19 protein-coding genes are annotated in these 16,498 nt (G+C 38.1%); 5 read left to right on the forward strand and 14 right to left on the reverse strand.

What is annotated here, in order from left to right; genetic code table 11:
• Positions 1-10 precede the first annotated feature (10 nt).
• From ABGT15_RS02370 to ABGT15_RS02410, 9 genes are all read right to left on the reverse strand, one after another.
• Positions 11-1,129, reverse strand: coding sequence for a hypothetical protein (locus ABGT15_RS02370; protein ID WP_367229802.1), 1,119 nt, complete (start codon positions 1,127-1,129; stop codon positions 11-13).
• A gap of 114 nt (positions 1,130-1,243) precedes the next feature.
• Positions 1,244-1,786, reverse strand: a complete 543-nt coding sequence (locus ABGT15_RS02375) for an acyl-CoA thioesterase (protein ID WP_437125350.1) — start codon at positions 1,784-1,786, stop codon at positions 1,244-1,246.
• Between the two features lie 5 nt (positions 1,787-1,791).
• Positions 1,792-2,160, reverse strand: a complete 369-nt coding sequence (locus ABGT15_RS02380; protein ID WP_367229803.1) for a 6-phosphogluconate dehydrogenase — start codon at positions 2,158-2,160, stop codon at positions 1,792-1,794.
• 4 nt (positions 2,161-2,164) lie between these two features.
• Positions 2,165-3,535: a DNA recombination protein RmuC gene (rmuC, locus tag ABGT15_RS02385; protein ID WP_367229804.1), complete on the reverse strand. Its 1,371-nt coding sequence runs from the start codon at positions 3,533-3,535 to the stop codon at positions 2,165-2,167.
• A 98-nt stretch (positions 3,536-3,633) separates the two neighbouring features.
• Positions 3,634-4,998 (reverse strand): T9SS type A sorting domain-containing protein, encoded by a 1,365-nt coding sequence (locus ABGT15_RS02390; protein WP_367229805.1) that lies wholly within the window; start codon positions 4,996-4,998, stop codon positions 3,634-3,636.
• 310 nt (positions 4,999-5,308) lie between these two features.
• Positions 5,309-6,154 (reverse strand): class I SAM-dependent methyltransferase, encoded by an 846-nt coding sequence (locus ABGT15_RS02395; protein WP_367229806.1) that lies wholly within the window; start codon positions 6,152-6,154, stop codon positions 5,309-5,311.
• 11 nt (positions 6,155-6,165) lie between these two features.
• Positions 6,166-7,005 (reverse strand): VOC family protein, encoded by an 840-nt coding sequence (locus ABGT15_RS02400; protein ID WP_367229807.1) that lies wholly within the window; start codon positions 7,003-7,005, stop codon positions 6,166-6,168.
• A 10-nt stretch (positions 7,006-7,015) separates the two neighbouring features.
• Entirely contained in the window at positions 7,016-7,423 is a 408-nt protein-coding gene (locus tag ABGT15_RS02405) for a VOC family protein (protein ID WP_367229808.1), read from the reverse strand.
• Positions 7,424-7,432: 9 nt separating this feature from the next.
• Positions 7,433-7,858 (reverse strand): SRPBCC family protein, encoded by a 426-nt coding sequence (locus ABGT15_RS02410; protein WP_367229809.1) that lies wholly within the window; start codon positions 7,856-7,858, stop codon positions 7,433-7,435.
• Between the two features lie 174 nt (positions 7,859-8,032).
• Between ABGT15_RS02410 and ABGT15_RS02415 the strand changes: the two genes are divergently transcribed.
• Positions 8,033-8,599 carry a pseudouridine synthase gene (locus ABGT15_RS02415; RefSeq protein ID WP_367229810.1) on the forward strand — a complete coding sequence of 189 codons (567 nt, stop codon included), beginning with the start codon at positions 8,033-8,035 and terminating at the stop codon, positions 8,597-8,599.
• 13 nt (positions 8,600-8,612) lie between these two features.
• The gene (locus tag ABGT15_RS02420) at positions 8,613-9,581 is read left to right on the forward strand and encodes an acyltransferase family protein (protein ID WP_367229811.1); all 969 of its coding nucleotides are present in this window, start codon (positions 8,613-8,615) and stop codon (positions 9,579-9,581) included.
• Between the two features lie 38 nt (positions 9,582-9,619).
• Here the strand turns inward: ABGT15_RS02420 and ABGT15_RS02425 are convergent, their stop codons facing one another.
• On the reverse strand, positions 9,620-10,441 hold the full coding sequence (locus ABGT15_RS02425; RefSeq protein ID WP_367229812.1) for a hypothetical protein: 822 nt from the start codon (positions 10,439-10,441) through the stop codon (positions 9,620-9,622).
• 197 nt (positions 10,442-10,638) lie between these two features.
• On the opposite strand from ABGT15_RS02425, the gene ABGT15_RS02430 reads away from it, so the two are divergent.
• Complete coding sequence (locus ABGT15_RS02430; RefSeq protein WP_367229813.1) at positions 10,639-11,070, forward strand: VOC family protein; 432 nt, start codon at positions 10,639-10,641, stop codon at positions 11,068-11,070.
• Positions 11,071-11,192: 122 nt separating this feature from the next.
• Positions 11,193-12,191, forward strand: coding sequence for a Na/Pi cotransporter family protein (locus tag ABGT15_RS02435; protein WP_367229814.1), 999 nt, complete (start codon positions 11,193-11,195; stop codon positions 12,189-12,191).
• 1 nt (position 12,192) lies between these two features.
• Here the strand turns inward: ABGT15_RS02435 and ABGT15_RS02440 are convergent, their stop codons facing one another.
• From ABGT15_RS02440 to ABGT15_RS02455, 4 genes are read right to left on the reverse strand one after another with little or no spacing between them, the layout of a single operon-like run.
• On the reverse strand, positions 12,193-12,966 hold the full coding sequence (locus ABGT15_RS02440; protein WP_367229815.1) for a dienelactone hydrolase family protein: 774 nt from the start codon (positions 12,964-12,966) through the stop codon (positions 12,193-12,195).
• A 52-nt stretch (positions 12,967-13,018) separates the two neighbouring features.
• Positions 13,019-13,804, reverse strand: a complete 786-nt coding sequence (locus tag ABGT15_RS02445) for an ABC transporter ATP-binding protein (protein ID WP_437125351.1) — start codon at positions 13,802-13,804, stop codon at positions 13,019-13,021.
• A 12-nt stretch (positions 13,805-13,816) separates the two neighbouring features.
• Complete coding sequence (locus ABGT15_RS02450; protein WP_367229817.1) at positions 13,817-14,848, reverse strand: FecCD family ABC transporter permease; 1,032 nt, start codon at positions 14,846-14,848, stop codon at positions 13,817-13,819.
• A 1-nt stretch (position 14,849) separates the two neighbouring features.
• Entirely contained in the window at positions 14,850-15,992 is a 1,143-nt protein-coding gene (locus ABGT15_RS02455) for an ABC transporter substrate-binding protein (RefSeq protein ID WP_367229818.1), read from the reverse strand.
• Positions 15,993-16,088: 96 nt separating this feature from the next.
• Between ABGT15_RS02455 and ABGT15_RS02460 the strand changes: the two genes are divergently transcribed.
• Positions 16,089-16,451 carry a DUF5522 domain-containing protein gene (locus ABGT15_RS02460; protein ID WP_367229819.1) on the forward strand — a complete coding sequence of 121 codons (363 nt, stop codon included), beginning with the start codon at positions 16,089-16,091 and terminating at the stop codon, positions 16,449-16,451.
• Positions 16,452-16,498: the final 47 nt, after the last annotated feature.

The raw sequence follows: 16,498 nt of genomic DNA on the forward strand, positions 1-16,498 counted from the left end.
TAGGGTTTGATTATTGGCAAGGGCCTAAAGAATTTATCCACTGTTCCATTAAGGCAACTCCTTCCGTGTGGATGAGTGTTCTTCCGTGCAATGGCATTCTATATGTTTCGTTTGTGGTATTGATTCTGAAGTATAACATGGATTTATTAATGTTTCCCGGAGCCACTATTTTTGCAAGTGTAGATGGGAACCCTTGCATGTCTTCGGTATTTACACAAGCGCCCATGTTGGTGTTTCCATTCGTTCCGCCGGTTTGGCTGAAACCAAAGCGCATGGGTCTGTAATCACAGTGTTTATTATCTGTATGACAATGAGCACAATTGATGTCTACATAGGATCTGGCTCTTAGGTCAATCGGTTTTGAAGTGTCTTCATAATCAACGGTTGTGTTTGCCGCTGTTGGCAAAGTGAAATTATTATCAAGATAACCGGCTTCAATCCATTTGGTTAGCTGGTTTTTTACTTCCGAGCCATAATTGTAGTTGAAATTTAAGTTCTGAGGTTTAATTCCAATAGGGATATAAATGGTTTGCTCAACATTATTTATAGTTTCCTTTGTTTTATGACAGGTGATGCATTGTACTTCAGAAGGTATTCTGTAAGTAACATTTTTGAGTTGACTGTTTTCGTCCGTCCATGAAATATCCTGATAACTTCCGTTTAAGTCTAAATAAGCTTCTGTTTGTGCATCATTCCATACATAATTGGCAAAAATCCATCCGGAAGCTTTTCTGATCATGATTCGGGTTTCAATAATTTTAGTTGTATGAGAAGGCTGAACATGATCGTAGTAAAAGTTCTTGATTAGCGCCGATCCAACCGGAAGTTCCAATACGCTGGCGTCTCCGTTAAAAGTAGCTTTTGATCCTTTAGGCATCCAAACAAATCGTTTCTTATGTGCGTAATCGCTGAATAAAGAACTTGCAGGTTTGTAGGGTAGTACATCTAATGAAGGTGTCAGGTTTTTTAATTCGCCATCAAAAAACTTATAATCAGAAAGTTTCGGATAAGGCACCTGAGTTAAATCTACCGAAACAGGAGAAACCGCAACATAGTCTTCTTCATCGTTGGAATTACAGGAAAGAAAAACCAAAAAAGCCGAAGTCAAAAGGAAAAAAGATAATCTCAAAAAGTATTTTTGCTGCATATTTATTATATAATTTGATTCAATGTTATCAAATATATAATAAATTTATAATTTTTGTACGATTTTTATTTTAAATAAAAAAAAGCATTGAAAAAGTTATAATTCCAACTTTATGTTAAAATTGCTTAGGTTTTTAAGGGCTTCCTCTGAAGAATAATCGAAAGTGTCTTCAAGGGCTTTCGTTTCTTTTTTACTTTTTATCCGTCTGAAAGATTCGTAAAATCGCCTTACTTCTTCCAAATTGGAAAGTATTAATCGGGGAACTGCAACCGATTGGCCATTATCATCTTTGGCAACCATAGTAAAATAAGAAGAATTGCTGTGTTTGATTTTCCCGGTTTGTATGTTTTCCGATGTTACGCGAATGCCAACAACCATTGAGGTTGTACCCACATAATTGATGGAGGCTTTTAAAGTAACCAATTCGCCAACTTCTATCGGGCTGAGAAAATCAACAGTATCAACCGACGCCGTTACACAGTATTTTCCTGAAAATTTAGACGCACTGGCAAAAGCAATCTGGTCCATAAGTGAAAGCAGATAACCGCCATGTATCTTTCCGCTGAAATTAGAATGCGACGGAAGCATCAATTCTGAAAATGTTACTTTTGAGGCACTTACTTTTTTAAAAACTTCCATAATTATTAATCTTGATTGAAATGCGGTGAAGCTTCTTTTTCGACCTTGGTTATAAAATAATGAGTATCACCCCACCATGGGAACGTAATGTAACGTTCTATGTATGTGAGTTTTACGTGTTTTCCCTGGTAGCGGACTAAATCGTCAATTACCTGCTGGTCTTTGTCCATTACCGAAAAACTGAAAATCTGAGCGCCTGAAATCCCCTGACTGATTTCACCTTCCCAGGTTTTCATGAGTACTCCTTTTTTACTGATTTTTATTAATTCTCCGGCGCGCACTCCTTCACTGTAAGGGATGTAGTAGACAAAAGTAAAATAGCCTGCAAATAGTAAAGTCAAAGAAGCTATTCCAAAAAGAATGTACTTTCTCATAGGTCTAATTTTCTGTATTGTGTTCTTTTTCCAAAGCGCGGTTTAGAATGCTTTCCGGTAATGATTTTTTGGCTTTGGCTCCCATTTTTTTAAGTTTTTCAACACTGGTAATGAGGTTGCCTTTGCCTTCCACGAGTTTATTCATGGCATTGCCGTATTCGCTTTTGGCTTCGTCCATTTTTTTGCCGATTTTTATCAGATCTGAAACAAAGCCATCGAATTTATCATACAAAGCACCGGCCTGACGGGCAATTTCATAAGCGTTTTCCTGTTGCTTCTGATTGGTCCACATGCTGTCAATGGTACGTAAAGTGGCAAGTAGGGTGGATGGTGTGACAATAACAATATTCTTCTCGAAAGCTTTGTTGTATAAGGAATTGTCTTCGTTTAAAGCAATAGCAAATGCTGGTTCCATAGGAATAAACAACAGTACAAAATCCGGGCTTTCAATCTGATATAAATCCTGATAGTTTTTACTGCCCAATTGCTCCACATGTCGTTTAATAGAGTTAACATGTTCTTTTAGGAAAGCGGTTTTATGGTCTTCATTTTCTTCGTTTACATAACGCTCATACGCGGTTAATGAAACTTTAGAATCGACAATCATTTTTTTGCCGTCCGGTAGATTGATAACTACATCGGGTTGAACTCTTGAACCGTCTTCGGTGGTAAAACTTTGCTGAACCTCATACTCGCGTCCTTTTTCCAGGCCGGATTTTTCCAGTACGCGTTCCAAAATGAGTTCGCCCCAATTTCCCTGCATTTTGCTGTCACCTTTTAGTGCTTTCGTAAGATTGAGCGTTTCTTTACTCATTTGCTCGTTCATTTCTTTAAGCCCTAAAATCTGTTGACGCAATGCTGCATGGTAGTCGATACTTTCTTTGTGCGTATCTTCCACTTTCTTTTCGAATAAATGAATTTTTTCCTGAAGCGGGTGCAGGATGTTTTTTAGGTTTTCCTTGTTTTGTTCGGTAAACTTAACTGTTTTTTCTTCCAGAATTTTATTGGCTAAGTTTTCAAATTCTTTGGTGAATTTTTCCTGAAGTTGGGTTACTTCCTCCTTTTGTTCTTTATGGCGTTCCCAAAGGTTTTCAAAATCGACTTCTTTTTTGGATAACTGAATAGCTACGGCTTCTTTATCGTTACGAAGATTTTCCTTTTCGGAATTGAGTTGCAGGATTTGCTTTTCAAAAGAAAGACGTTCGGTTTGAAACTGCTGTTTTAACTGTTCGATTTGAGACAACAGCCCGTTGATACGCTCTTCCAGTCCAGATTTTTCAGATTTAGACTGTGAAGAAAAAAGGAGTTTGCCTATATAAATGCCTATAAATAATGCAATAATGAATGCGGCTAATACTAAAAGCGTTTGTGACATGGTATTGTTTTTATGTAGTGTAAAAGTAACAAAAAAAATGACTGCCGCATGATCTTTTCAAAGTATGCAGGCGTAATGAAAGGGATTGTGAAATAAGTTTATTGTTTGATGAATTTACTTTCGAAATACTGATTGTCCGCCTGAATTTGAACAAAATAAACACCAACACTTAAATTACTGACATTAATTTGAGAGAAATCGGTTTGAGATTCGTGGATTTTCTTTCCGAAAACATCATAAATACTAACTTTTTTTATGTCAATATTGCTGCTGTTCTTTATAAAAATATGATTGTAAGCCGGGTTTGGATAAATAGTGAATTGTTGTTTTGAAAAATTTTCAGAACTCAAAGTTGTTTGGCATTCTATCGCGGTTAAGACGTTTCTATGATGGTTAGATCCAATGCCAAGTCTTCCATCGGTATTATAACCACAACTTAAAATTTGCTGGTTAGAAGATATGGCAAGTGTATGTTGTAAAGAAAGGGTTACATCTACCCAATTTTCAGAGTTATTCACTAAAGTTGGGGCTGTGTGATTGTTATTGTTGCCGATTCCTAATTGTCCGAAAGTGTTGTAGCCCCAAGCCCATAGACTGCCGTTTGTTTTAATGGCTGCCGAGTGGTAACCACCAGCCGATACAGTCCGCCAGTCGGAATCCGTGCCGATTTGAGTAGGGGAAAGTTTGTCAGAGGTCGTACTGTCTCCCAATTGGCCGAAAGAATTTTTTCCCCAAGCCCACAATGTTCCGTTTTGCTTAATTGCTGTTGTATGAAGATATCCTTCATTTATGGAAAGCCAATCGGTATCTGTTCCGATTTGTGTAGGTGTTGTACGATTCAACGTGGTCCCGTCACCTAACTTTCCGCCGCTATTGTCACCCCAGGCCCATAAACTTCCGTTTGCTTTTATAGCGAAGGAGTTATTATCCCCCGCACAAATGAATCTCCAGTCGCTGTCAGAGCCAATTTGAACCGGAGTGTTTCTTTGTGTTTGGGTTCCGTCACCTATGCAGCCAAAAGAATTACTTCCCCAAGCCCATAAAGTACCATCGGTTTTTATTGCTAAGGTATGACTACTGCCTGGTGAAACGGATTTCCAGTTTGTGTCATTTCCGATTTGTGCTGCAATACTAATATTGGAATTGTTTCCCAAACCAAGTTGCCCCTGACTGTTTGCTCCCCAAGCCCATATGGTGTTGTCCAGCTTTATCGCAACCATATGATTGTAACCGGAAGCTATGGTTTTCCAGTTTTCGGTGGTGTTAATATGTGTTGGAGTATTTCTGTTTGTGGTTGATCCGTCTCCAAGCTGTCCTTGTCCGTTAAACCCCCAGGTCCATAAGGATCCATCAGTTTTAATACCGGCAGACTGACCGTTTTTGGCACTAATATCTTTCCAGCATTGTGCAGTAGTTGAGGTGTAAATTGATAAGACCGATAGCAAAAGTAATTGTTTCCTCATCTTCCTTTAGTTTATTAAGTTTAACAAACAGTCTTTTATCTCTGGAACAGAATCTGTATAGTGACAGTTCCTAAAATACTATAAAATGGTCGGCAGGCAGGTAAGCGATTGATTTGGGGCAAATTTCACATAAGCAATATAATGAAAAAATAATATAAATATCTGATACTTATTTTTTTATAATAAAATTGAATGCTTTTGTAATATGAAAAACAAAATGTTATTTTTTAAATAAGATAAAACCGTAATTGCTCATTGATTTTTTTACAGCATGAGTTTGAAAACAATCTTAAAAATTTGGTCAGATGAATTATTTTTCGCCTGAAATTACAAATGCGCTGGAAGGAATCACAATAGTGCCATCCGGATATTTCTGATTGACAAGGTCCAGTATTTCGCTTTTAATTTTTGCTTTCATGTCATCATCTGCTTTACTGAGTGCAGCAACGAAAGGAGCGGCTACTTCAGTCATCATATTCCAATAGGTGTCAGCAGTACCAACATTTAATTTTCCTGAAACTTCTGTTTCGATTATGTTTTTTAAGCCAGCGTTTTTAAAAATTGAAGCAATCAGTCCTTTTTCTGCACAACGAAACATTCCCGGTGAACCAGCCGGAGGCGGAGGGAGCTGCATATTACTATTAATGGTGCTCATGCTCGCGGTAACCCAAAAGTTATGTTCCGGCCCCATCCAAACGGACGTTGCAATCTTCCCTCCGGGTTTCAGTACACGCACCATTTCGTTGGCAGCGATTTGCATGTCCGGAAAAAACATAAAACCGAACCGACAGCTTATTTTATCGAAGGAATTATCCGGAAAGGGTAATTCGGTAACATCACACGCTTTTATTTCTAAATTCTGAATACCTCGGGATGCTGCGTTTTCTAATGCAATTTCCAACATTTTGTCGGAAAGGTCGGTTATGATCACTTTTCCGTCGGGAATCATGGAAGCGATAGTAAGCCCGGGTTCTCCGGTTCCGGCAGCTATGTCAAGTACTAAATCACTTCCGGAAGGGGCTATCTTTTTGATGATTTCATCGCCCATGGGTTTTAGGAAGTCCATCATTAAATCGTCCCATTTTTTCCATCCCGGAGAAAATTTGTCCCAGGAATCTTTCTGCTGATTACGAATTTGTTCAAGTTGTGTTTCCATAATTTAAGAATTTAAGCATTAACAAGCGTTGCAATATCAAATTTTTTCATTTTCAGGAAGGCCTGAATTACGCGTTGTCCTTTCTCTGGATGTGCCATGAGTTTTCCTAAAATTTCCGGAACTACCTGCCAGGAAACGCCATATTTGTCTTTGAGCCAGCCACACATGCTTTCCTGGCCTTCTTTGGTGAAATTGTTCCAGAAATAATCAATTTCCTCCTGATTTTCACATTCAATCACCAGAGAGACCCCTTCACTAAAGGAGAAATCATGTCCTAAGCCTCCATCCATAGCCATAAAAATAGTGTTGTTTAAGCTAAATTGAGCATGTTTGACAGTCCCGGGGACACCATGATCATTTTCATCAAAGTGTAGAATTCCTTTTATACTGGAATTTTTAAACAAAGAAGTATAAAAATGTAGGGCTTCTTCGGCCTTTCCGTTATCCTTTTGTGTAAACATTAAAGTTGGCGTGAATTTTTGGCCGACATCTTCAAATTTCCCAAAAGATAATTGCCAGTTTACACCGAATTTGTCTTGTACCCAGCCATATTTTTGGCTCCATGGATAAGCGTCAAGCGGCATCAAAACCGAACCGTCTTCTATTAATTTAGCCCATGAAGCATTTACTTCAGCCTCAGTTTCGCAAACCACAAAAAAAGAAATAGACAGATTAATGGAATACATCGGGCCGCCGTTCAAACACATGAATTTTTGCCCCGAAGCTTCAAAAGTTGTTACAATAGGATTGGTTTCCAATATTTTAGAATTGGTGAAGACGGTACAGTAAAAATCGGCAGCTTCTTTGGCTTTTCCGTCAAACCACAAACAGGGATAAATCGGATTTTTCATAAGCATTGTTTTATTGCTGTGGCATCTGACTCATGTCCATATAGAAAACTTCCCAGAAATTTCCGTCTAAATCCTCAAAACTGCGTTGTTGCATGAAGCCGTAATCTTTAGGCTGGGTTGGCTCGATTCCACCGGCTTTTAGTGCGTTATTTGCGGTTTCGTTCATTTTTGCCACACTTTCCATAGATAAGGAATTGATAACCGATGTAGTTTTGGTTGTGTCACCCATCTCTTTTGTAATGAAACTTTTAAAGCGGTCGTGCGTGAGCAACATCACAAATATTTCTTCGCTAAAGACCATACAAGCAGCGGTTTCATCGGTAAAATTAGGATTGTTGACAAACCCGATAGCGGTATAAAAAGCCATTGCTTTTTCAAGGTTTTTAACAGGCAGGTTGATAAAAATTTGTGATTTCATAAGCTTTGATTAATGGGTTTCCGAATAGCGTTTAAAATTATTGAGAATGGCTTGCCAGCCGTCCTGTTGTAATTCAGCCGGATGCACTTCTTCGGCTTCAAAGGTTTGAGTAATGTGGGTTTCGTTGTCAAGTGTTTCGAATACAATCTGAACTTTACGGCCGTCTGTAATGATGTACTCAATGAGTTCGTTGGTTTTTACATCGGTATAATTTCCTTCAAAATCGAAACCGAAACTTCCGTCTTTAGCTTCCATGCGGTAGTTAAATGCTCCGTCTTTTCTTAAATCGTTGGTGGCTTTTGGAGTATGCCAGTCGTTTGAGGCATTGTTCCATTGGGTGATGTGTTGCGGATTTGTCCAGAACTGCCAAACTTTTTCAATAGGAACGTTTACAGTTGCGGCTACCGTGATGGTTGCTTTTTCGGATGTTGCCATAATTTTCTGATTTTCAGTTTAAAAATGAAATATAAATTTACAATTCTTTTTGATAAGGTTTTTAAATATGTCAGGAAATAACTATTTTTTAAGATGAAATGCAATCGATTACTATTTTAGGATGGCTTGTGGAAACTGTCTTGCAGAAACCGTATTTTTGCTAAAAATCGAATAATGCATCATCATTTCCTACTTCACAAACCGCATGGGTATCTCAGTCAGTTTGTTTACGAGAAAAAACGTTTTAAAAAACTGTTAGGGGAGCTTTATAATTTTCCGGAGGGTACTATGGCAATTGGTCGTTTGGATGAAGATTCGGAAGGCTTATTATTATTGACAACAGATGGTATGGAAAGCGAAAATGTTCGAAGTAAAACCGTCGAAAAAGAATATTATGCCCAGGTAGACGGTATTGTTACGGATGCTGCCATCGAAGTATTAAAAAAAGGTGTGGAAATCGGTTTTAAAGGTATCCGTTATACTACCAAACCCTGTGAAGCAAGTATAATAAATAATTTGCCCGATTGCATTGGAACCGGAAAACGTATTCGTGATGAGCGTCACGGTCCCACCAGTTGGTTATCCGTTACACTAACGGAAGGAAAGTTTCGTCAGGTACGAAAAATGACCGCAGCAGTTGGTTATCCGACTTTGCGTTTGGTGCGCGTAAGAGTCGGCAATATTACACTCCAGAATTTGAAAGCAGGCGAGGTGGCCAAAGTTGAAAATTTCTTACTTTAGTAAAAAACAAACCATGGCAAACCGAAGCGCATCGTTGGATGTATTAAAATTAGGATTGGCGTTTCTGATTGTAGCGTTGCATATTTTTCCGGTTTCCAAAATGCTAGGTATAAGCGGTTTGTTTTCCTATGCAATTTCCAGTGGGATTACCCGAATTGCAGTTCCGACATTTTTCATCGTTTCGGGTTATTTATTGCGAAACAAACTAAACGATAAAACGTACCTGATAAAATACTGTAAACGCATTTTTCTGCTTTATATCGTTTGGCAGCTCATTTACCTTCCGGATTTACTTTATCATTATCACCTCAAATGGTTTTCGACTACAGAACTCCTTTACAAACTGATTTATGGTTATTGGCATTTGTGGTATTTGATAGCAAATGTTTTGGGTGTTGTTTTACTATATCTTAGCCGAAACTGGAAAATCGAAACGAAACTGACCGTTATCTTTTTAGTATTTGTGATTGGTTATATGTTTCAGCTTGCATACAAACTGAATGTGTTTGAGCAGTTGCCTGTTTTTACAAAAGTGTATAACGGTATAGGCACCACCCGTAATGGCGTTTTCTTCGCTTTCCCGTTTTTAGTATTGGGTTCGTTATACGATTACTGGAAGTTTTCATCGAAGCATTTTCAATGGTTTTTATTCTTGTGTTGCTTAGGATTGTTGTTTGAATCGTTTCTGTATTATTCGCTCAAACTCGGTGCTTTGGATTTTTTTGTTTTCCTTTTACCCATCAGTATGTTTTTGCTGCATTGGGCAGTTACTACGAATCTTGTTGTTAAAAAGCCAATTCCCGGAACGTTATCGTTGGGAATCTACCTCTGTCATCCCTACATGATTAGGTTGGTTTATGAGTTCTTACCACAACGCTCCTTTAATTATATTGTATTGAAATACTTTCTGATTTGCGTATTGGCAGTCTTCGGCTGGTTTTTGCTGAAGAAAATAAACGAAAGGTTACCCATTTTTCTATAAATAAAAAGGGTCGTCTGTTTTTAAGACAACCCTTTTTATTATCGTTGAATAAAAGTACTCAGCGTAATAGAATTGTTTTTCTTTTTGTTGGTGTAAATGTTAAAATATTTTGGGAAGTCTTTGTCAGAGGGATAAATAGCCGGTTGTGGTATTTCCTCTGAAATTAACAAACTTTCATTTTTAAGAAAGTCCAGTGAAACCATTGGATCGAGGAAAGTAAACTTGCCATCATAACTTCCCAAAAACAAAGCGTAATCTGATGTTTTTAAAGCTTTGGTTGGGTACCAGTGGTTGCCAATCATAGCTTCGGCACGGGAATTTTTCGCAAAAGGTTTGTATCCTGAAGGGAAATGTTCGGCAGATGGATAATTGGTAAACAGCGCTTCGGACTCATCAGAAAATTCAGGAATTTCCATTCTTTGTTCAACAGTAATCATGAAAAAGTGAACATCAAAGTGAGGCTTGGTCAATAGTGGATTTTCCGGATTGCCATTGCTCCAGTTTAATCCCACATGATTGAAAGGAATAAATTTTTTAACGTCTTCTGAAAAAGGAATAATAAGAGGTTTTTCAAAATCTCCAGATCTTGGGAGACTTTCGTACACTTCCGGTGTAATATCGATACCTACTTCCATTAAGGTTCCATAATTGTTGAATGTAACCCAAGAAAATACAAAACCGCTTCCAACAGGAACATTTTCACCCTGAAATGTTTTCCCGGCGACATTTTTTGCTGTTATTTCATTTTGTCTTGCGGTTTGGTCGATATCATTACTCAAAAAATCTTCTTTCTCGCAGGAAAAAAGTACGAGTACTAAACTAATTAAGAGAATTTTTCTCAAGAGATACATCTTTTCCATACTTCTTAATTTAATAGTTAGAAATAATGTTTTCGGAAATTAGTTTTTTTCTAATACAAAGGTAGTGTAAAATGGTTTTTTAATGTGTTGATAATCAAATAATTATAATTTATTTATGTTTTTAAAAGTTGTTTTGTTTAAACTTGTGCAATTGGAAACTTTCCTTAAATTTGAGAAGAAACCAATTAAATCAAATTATGACAAGTGTACAACCTTATCTAACCTTCAACGGTACGTGTGAAGAAGCATTCAACTTTTATAGATCAGTTTTTGGCGGCGATTTTGCGTATGCCGGTAAATTCAAAGATATGCCACCTTCAGGTGAATTTTCTATTTCCGATGCAGATAAAGAAAAAATCATGCATATTTCCTTACCTATTGGGAATACGGTTTTAATGGCTAGTGATACTGTGGAAGGTTGCGGTAATCCGGTAACATTCGGAGATAATTTTTCTGTTTCCATTAATGCAGAAAGCGAAGAAGAGGCAACTCGTATTTTTAATGGTCTTTCGGCTGGAGGAAAAGTAACCATGCCTTTAAATAAAACTTTCTGGGGGGCTTTGTTCGGAATGTTTACCGACAAATTCGGAATTAATTGGATGGTAAATTACGATTACGAACAAAAATAAGTTCAATATTTTTTAATTGATATGACGGCCTCGATTATTCGAGGCTTGTTTTTTAATACACTGAAAGTTAACAATTTAGAAACATTGTAGTGGTTAAAAATTTTTAACTTAGAGGTGACTCAATGCAAAAGATCGAAACCATGAGTGAGATCGTTTTAACACTGCTAGGAGGATTGGTCCTCTTTCTTTACGCCGTAACCAGCTTGTCTGATGTTATCCGGAGCGTTACGTCTAAAAAACCAAAAAAATGGCTGCTTCGTTTTACCAAAAATACGTTTACGGCCATTCTCACCGGAACAATTATAACCATTTTACTGGATTCTTCATCGGTTGTTATTATCATTACTATTGTTTTGGTCAATTCCGGGCTGCTTACTTTTAGGCAAGCCATGGGAATAGTGATGGGAGCTAATATCGGAACCACCATCAGCAGCCAGATTATTGCGTTAGATATCGCCCGTTATTCACCTCTTTTATTGATAATTGGTATGGCGATTTTACTCATCACCCAAAAAGATCATTTCAAGCGATACGGACAACTGTTCATCTATTTCGGAATGTTGTTTTTCGGTTTGTTTATCATGGAAAACGCGATTTCGCCCTTAAAGCAGGATCCGGTCTTTCATGAGTGGATGTTGAAAATGAACAACCCAATTACAGGCTCGATAACCGGAGCTGTTGTAACGCTGATCATTCAATCTTCTTCGGCTACCGTTGGTATGGCAATTCTTTTGGTGAAGAAAGGCGCCATCAGCCTTATGGGAGGAATAGCTATTATGCTTGGTGCGGAATTAGGAACCTGTAGTGATACACTTTTGGCAACCATAAGAGGTAATCGTCAAGGCATAAAAACTGGTCTTTTTCACTTGATTTTTAATTTTACAAGCATTGTAATTTGTCTCTTACTATTCTTGCCATTCGTTCATTTCGTGGAATGGATTAGTGGTGAAATCCCTCTCGAGCAAATATTAGCCAATGCTCACTTTTTGTTCAATTTTATTGGTGTGATTGTTTTTGTGTGGTTTCTTCCGGTGTTTGAAAAATTTTTGAATCGTGTTTTACCGGACAAGCCTATGGGACACTTTTCAAATACTAACAAAATACCCGAATTGGAAGAATGATTTAGTTGAAAATTTCATCGAAGAAATCCAACATTGCTTTCCAGGAACGTTTATCTGCTTTTTCATTGTAGGCAACACCTTTGGATTTGTCCGATCCGGCATCTTTATGGGTGAAAGCATGCACGGCATCGGCGTAATATACCATTTGCCAATCCGCTTTAGCTGCTCGCATCTCGTCCTGAAACGCTTTGATTTCAGTATCCGGAACAAAGAAATCATCGGCACCGTGCAGTACTAAAACTTTTGGATGGATAGTTTCGACACTTCGTGATGCATCTTTCCCTAATCCACCGTGAAAAGAAACGACACCTTTTACAGGCATATTCGCTCTTGCTGTTTCCAACGTGCCGCTTCCGCCAAAACAATAACCGATTACCGCTATTTCCTTCGGATTTGCCCCCGATTTAATCAATTGTTCCAAAGCCAGTTGAATGCGATGCTGGTATTCTTTGTAATTGGTTTTGAAATGTCCGGCTATTTTTCCGGCTTCCTGTGAATTAGCGGGTCTTTTGTCAATTCCGTAAATGTCGGCAACGAAAGTAAAATAACCCAATTTGGAAAGCTCAAGGGCACTTTCTTTAGCATGCGCATCAACACCCATCCAGGCGGGTAGAATTAAAACACCTGCTTTTTTTGCATTAGCTTTCATTGGTTTTCCGGAAAAGCCTTCTAACTTTTGATTGCCATCAGCGTAAGCAATCGCTTTTAATTGAGATTGTACTGTCATAATGGATAGGAAGCTAACTAATAGAGCAAAGATATATTTCGATTTCATAACCTTAATTTTTGAAAGTTTAAAGTTACGAAATGTTGCGACAAATTCTTGTTTAATGAATGATGAATTTTCCTTTTTCAGGATCAAAATGGATGGAATCGTCTTTAAAAAGCTCGTTAAGTGTTCCGTCTGAAATTAGGTTGCAGGGTTGGTTTTGGATTACTTTTTCAGAAGTCATGACAATCATTTCATCACTCAATTGGATGGCTAAATCAACATCGTGAGTGGAAAATAGTATGCATTTTTTGGTTTCATGACTTAATCTTTTCAGGAGTTTGAAAAGCGTCACTTTATGAACCAAATCCAAATGCGTGGTAGGTTCGTCTAAAATAATTAAAGGTGTGTCTTGTGCTAATGCTCTGGCTACTAAAACTTTCTGCAATTGCCCGTCACTGATTTCGTAATGTTTTTTTTCAGCCAAATGGGTAATCTGTGTTAACGACATCGCTTCCTGTATTTTGACAATGTCATTTTCAGCTAACGAACCCATCCAGTTGGTGTATGGTTGTCTTCCCAAAGCGACCAATTCAAAAACGGTCAGGTTACTTGGAGGGAGTTTTTCGGTTAAAACGATGCTTAAATTCTGCGCTAATTCCGGAAGATGATAGTCTGTTACTTTTTTGCCGTTCAGATAAACATTTCCTTCCAACGGCTTTTGAATCCCGGTAACGGTACGCAACAACGTCGATTTTCCAATACCGTTAGCACCAATCAAGGTCACCAGTTTTCCTTCCTGTAAATTCAGATTAAGTCCGGAAGCAATAACGGTCTTTCCTTTTTTAGCGGTATATCCGATGGAAAGATGCTCTGTATGTAAAATTTTTGCAGCCATGTTCATCCGTACTTTGGGTTAGTTCATCATTTTACGTTTTCGGACTAAAAGCCATACGACAACCGGGGCTCCAATTAATGAGGTAATGGCATTTATTGGTAATGTTACTTCCATTCCCGGCATTTGGGAAACCACGTCGCAAATTAACATTACGGCCGCACCGACCAAAAGCGTACTCCAATACAAAATGTTATGATTGCTGGTTTGGAACAGTAATTTGGCGATATGTGGGATTGCTAAACCGATAAATGCGATAGGGCCGGCGTAGGCCGTGATGCTCCCTGTTAAAATACTTGTAGCGATCAGGATAATCAGTCGGGTTTTCTTGAAATTAATGCCTAAACTTCGGGCGTAGTTTTCTCCTAAAAGCAGTGCGTTTAATGATTTTATGCAGAGGAACGATAAAAATAATCCGGTCATTACACAAACCGACAACTGAATTATGGCAGTCCAGGATAAATTGCCCAAATTTCCAAGCGACCAGAAGGTGAATTTTTGAAGCTGTTCCGCTGAACTGAAGTACGTTAAGATGTTCACAAACGAATTGGTGAAACTGCTAAACATCAGTCCGATAATCAAAATAGCCATAGTGTCTCGAAGTTTCTGAGAAACCAGCAACACCGCAATTAATACTACAAAACTTCCAAAGGTTGAGGCTAAAACCAAACCGTAGGAAGATAAAACCAGTGTGTTTAAAAAGGAAGGCAATAAACCTGCGCCCAAGATTACAATGGCCACACTTAAACTCGCTCCGGAACTTAATCCTAAAACATCGGGTCCTGCAAGTGGGTTTCGAAATAAAGTCTGCATCAATAAACCACTGACAGAAAGTCCCATACCTACCAAAATGGCTGTGATTGCTTTGGGAAGCCTATAGTTCATGATAATATATTCCCAAGTGGATTTTGAAGCCTCCTCACCGGTTAAACTCTCAAAAACATCTCTGAAAGGGATATGAACCGATCCAAAACTAATGTTGATTAAAAGCAAAAGCAATAAGCATACAAACAGCAGGGAGAATAGTACGATATTTCGTTTTCTGTTGGCCAACTTAGTTTAATTTTTGAGCAAAAGTAAAAGTATAGTCCGGTAATAATTCCGGATGGAAAATTTTAATGTAATCCTTCAAAACCAAATCCGGTCGGCTGGGCGCCAATTCGTAATACATGGTTCCGCCGGTAGCGCCTAATTTGCCTTCAAAAGTATACACGCTTTTTTTAGTGAAAGCTTCAAATTGACTGTAATGCGGATTGGTTCCTTCAAGATCCTTTAAGGTTTGGAAAGTGCCGGCCGCGATCCAGACATTGGCATTTTTTGCCTTTTCCAAAATCTTTTCAAAAGGTAAGCCAAGGCTTCCGGATCCTCCAACATTGGCCCATAAATAGTTTGCTTTTGCGTCTTTCAGAAATTGAGCCACCCAACTGTTTCCTTTGGCGACAAACCATTGATCCTGATACATTGTTCCGTACAAAACAGTTGCTTTCGGCTGAATGTTTTTTACCAATGCTAATGAATTGTTATAGTCTTTAACGATATTGTCAAATAGTTGTTCCGCTTCTTTTTCTTTTCCGAACAAGGCACCGTATAACTTTATCCATTCTGCTTTTCCAAGTGGGGATTGTTCCATCCAATCGCCTTGAATCAAGACTTTTAAACCACTTTTTTCGAGGTTTTGTATCATTGGATTGTTATTGTCAACACCAAAAGTTATGATAAGTTCCGGTGCTAAATCGATAAGTTGCTCCATGTTGAGTTTTTCATTTTGCCCAACATTTTTTATGGCTCCTTTATCAATTAATTGTCTTGTTTTTTCAGAGGAAATATAATCCGTATGCGGAAAACCAACCAATTTGTTTTCAACACCCAGCATTTCCAAAAACGGAATGTTTGTGGTTGAAGTCACAACAACCGATTGTAATGGAATCTGAATCGCGGTATGCTTTTGTAAACTATCCGGAACAACAGCATTTTTTTCTTTTAAAACATAAGTGAAATCGTGATTGGCATCCGGCCATGGATTTGTTACTTTAACTACGGAATACCCTTCGTATTTGTAAATGGATAACCCACTGGCATATTTGACGGCATTGTTGATTTGTACAGTGTTTTCCGTTTTTACCGCTTCATTTTTTTTACATCCAACTAAAGATAAAATGCAAAAAATAAGTGAAAAGCAGACGATAAAATTTCTCATGAGAATGTGTTGTTCTTTCGGGCAAAGGTAGGGGATTTTACAAAAAAATCCTTCATTAGCTGTTTTTGAAAAATCAACAAGCCTTATCTTTACACCATGAATGTCATTAAAACAAAACAGTGTTCTTCGTGTTCGGTTTCTTTTCCGTGTGGAGATACGCCCGAAGGAATGAAATGTTGGTGCAATGATTTTCCGCCAATTTTCGCTCCGACGGATGTAGTGGATTGTCTTTGTCCGGATTGTTTCAAAAAAGCAAGTAGGGCAAAAATTGAGGATTATGTTGCCACGGTTACCCCGGAAAATGCTTCGGACAATAAAGCCAAAAATCTTCCGCCTTCTTCGGTATTAATTGAAGGAATTGATTATGATATTGAAAACGGGAAACAGGTTTTTAAAGCCTGGTATCATTTGAAAAGGGGATATTGTTGTCAGGAAGATTGTCTGCATTGCCCATATTGATTTGATAAGAGGCAAGAGGAAGGAATATAGAAAATAGAATACAGAGA

Source organism: Flavobacterium enshiense, from assembly GCF_040750275.1.
Classification (GTDB): Bacteria; Bacteroidota; Bacteroidia; order Flavobacteriales; family Flavobacteriaceae; genus Flavobacterium; species Flavobacterium enshiense_B.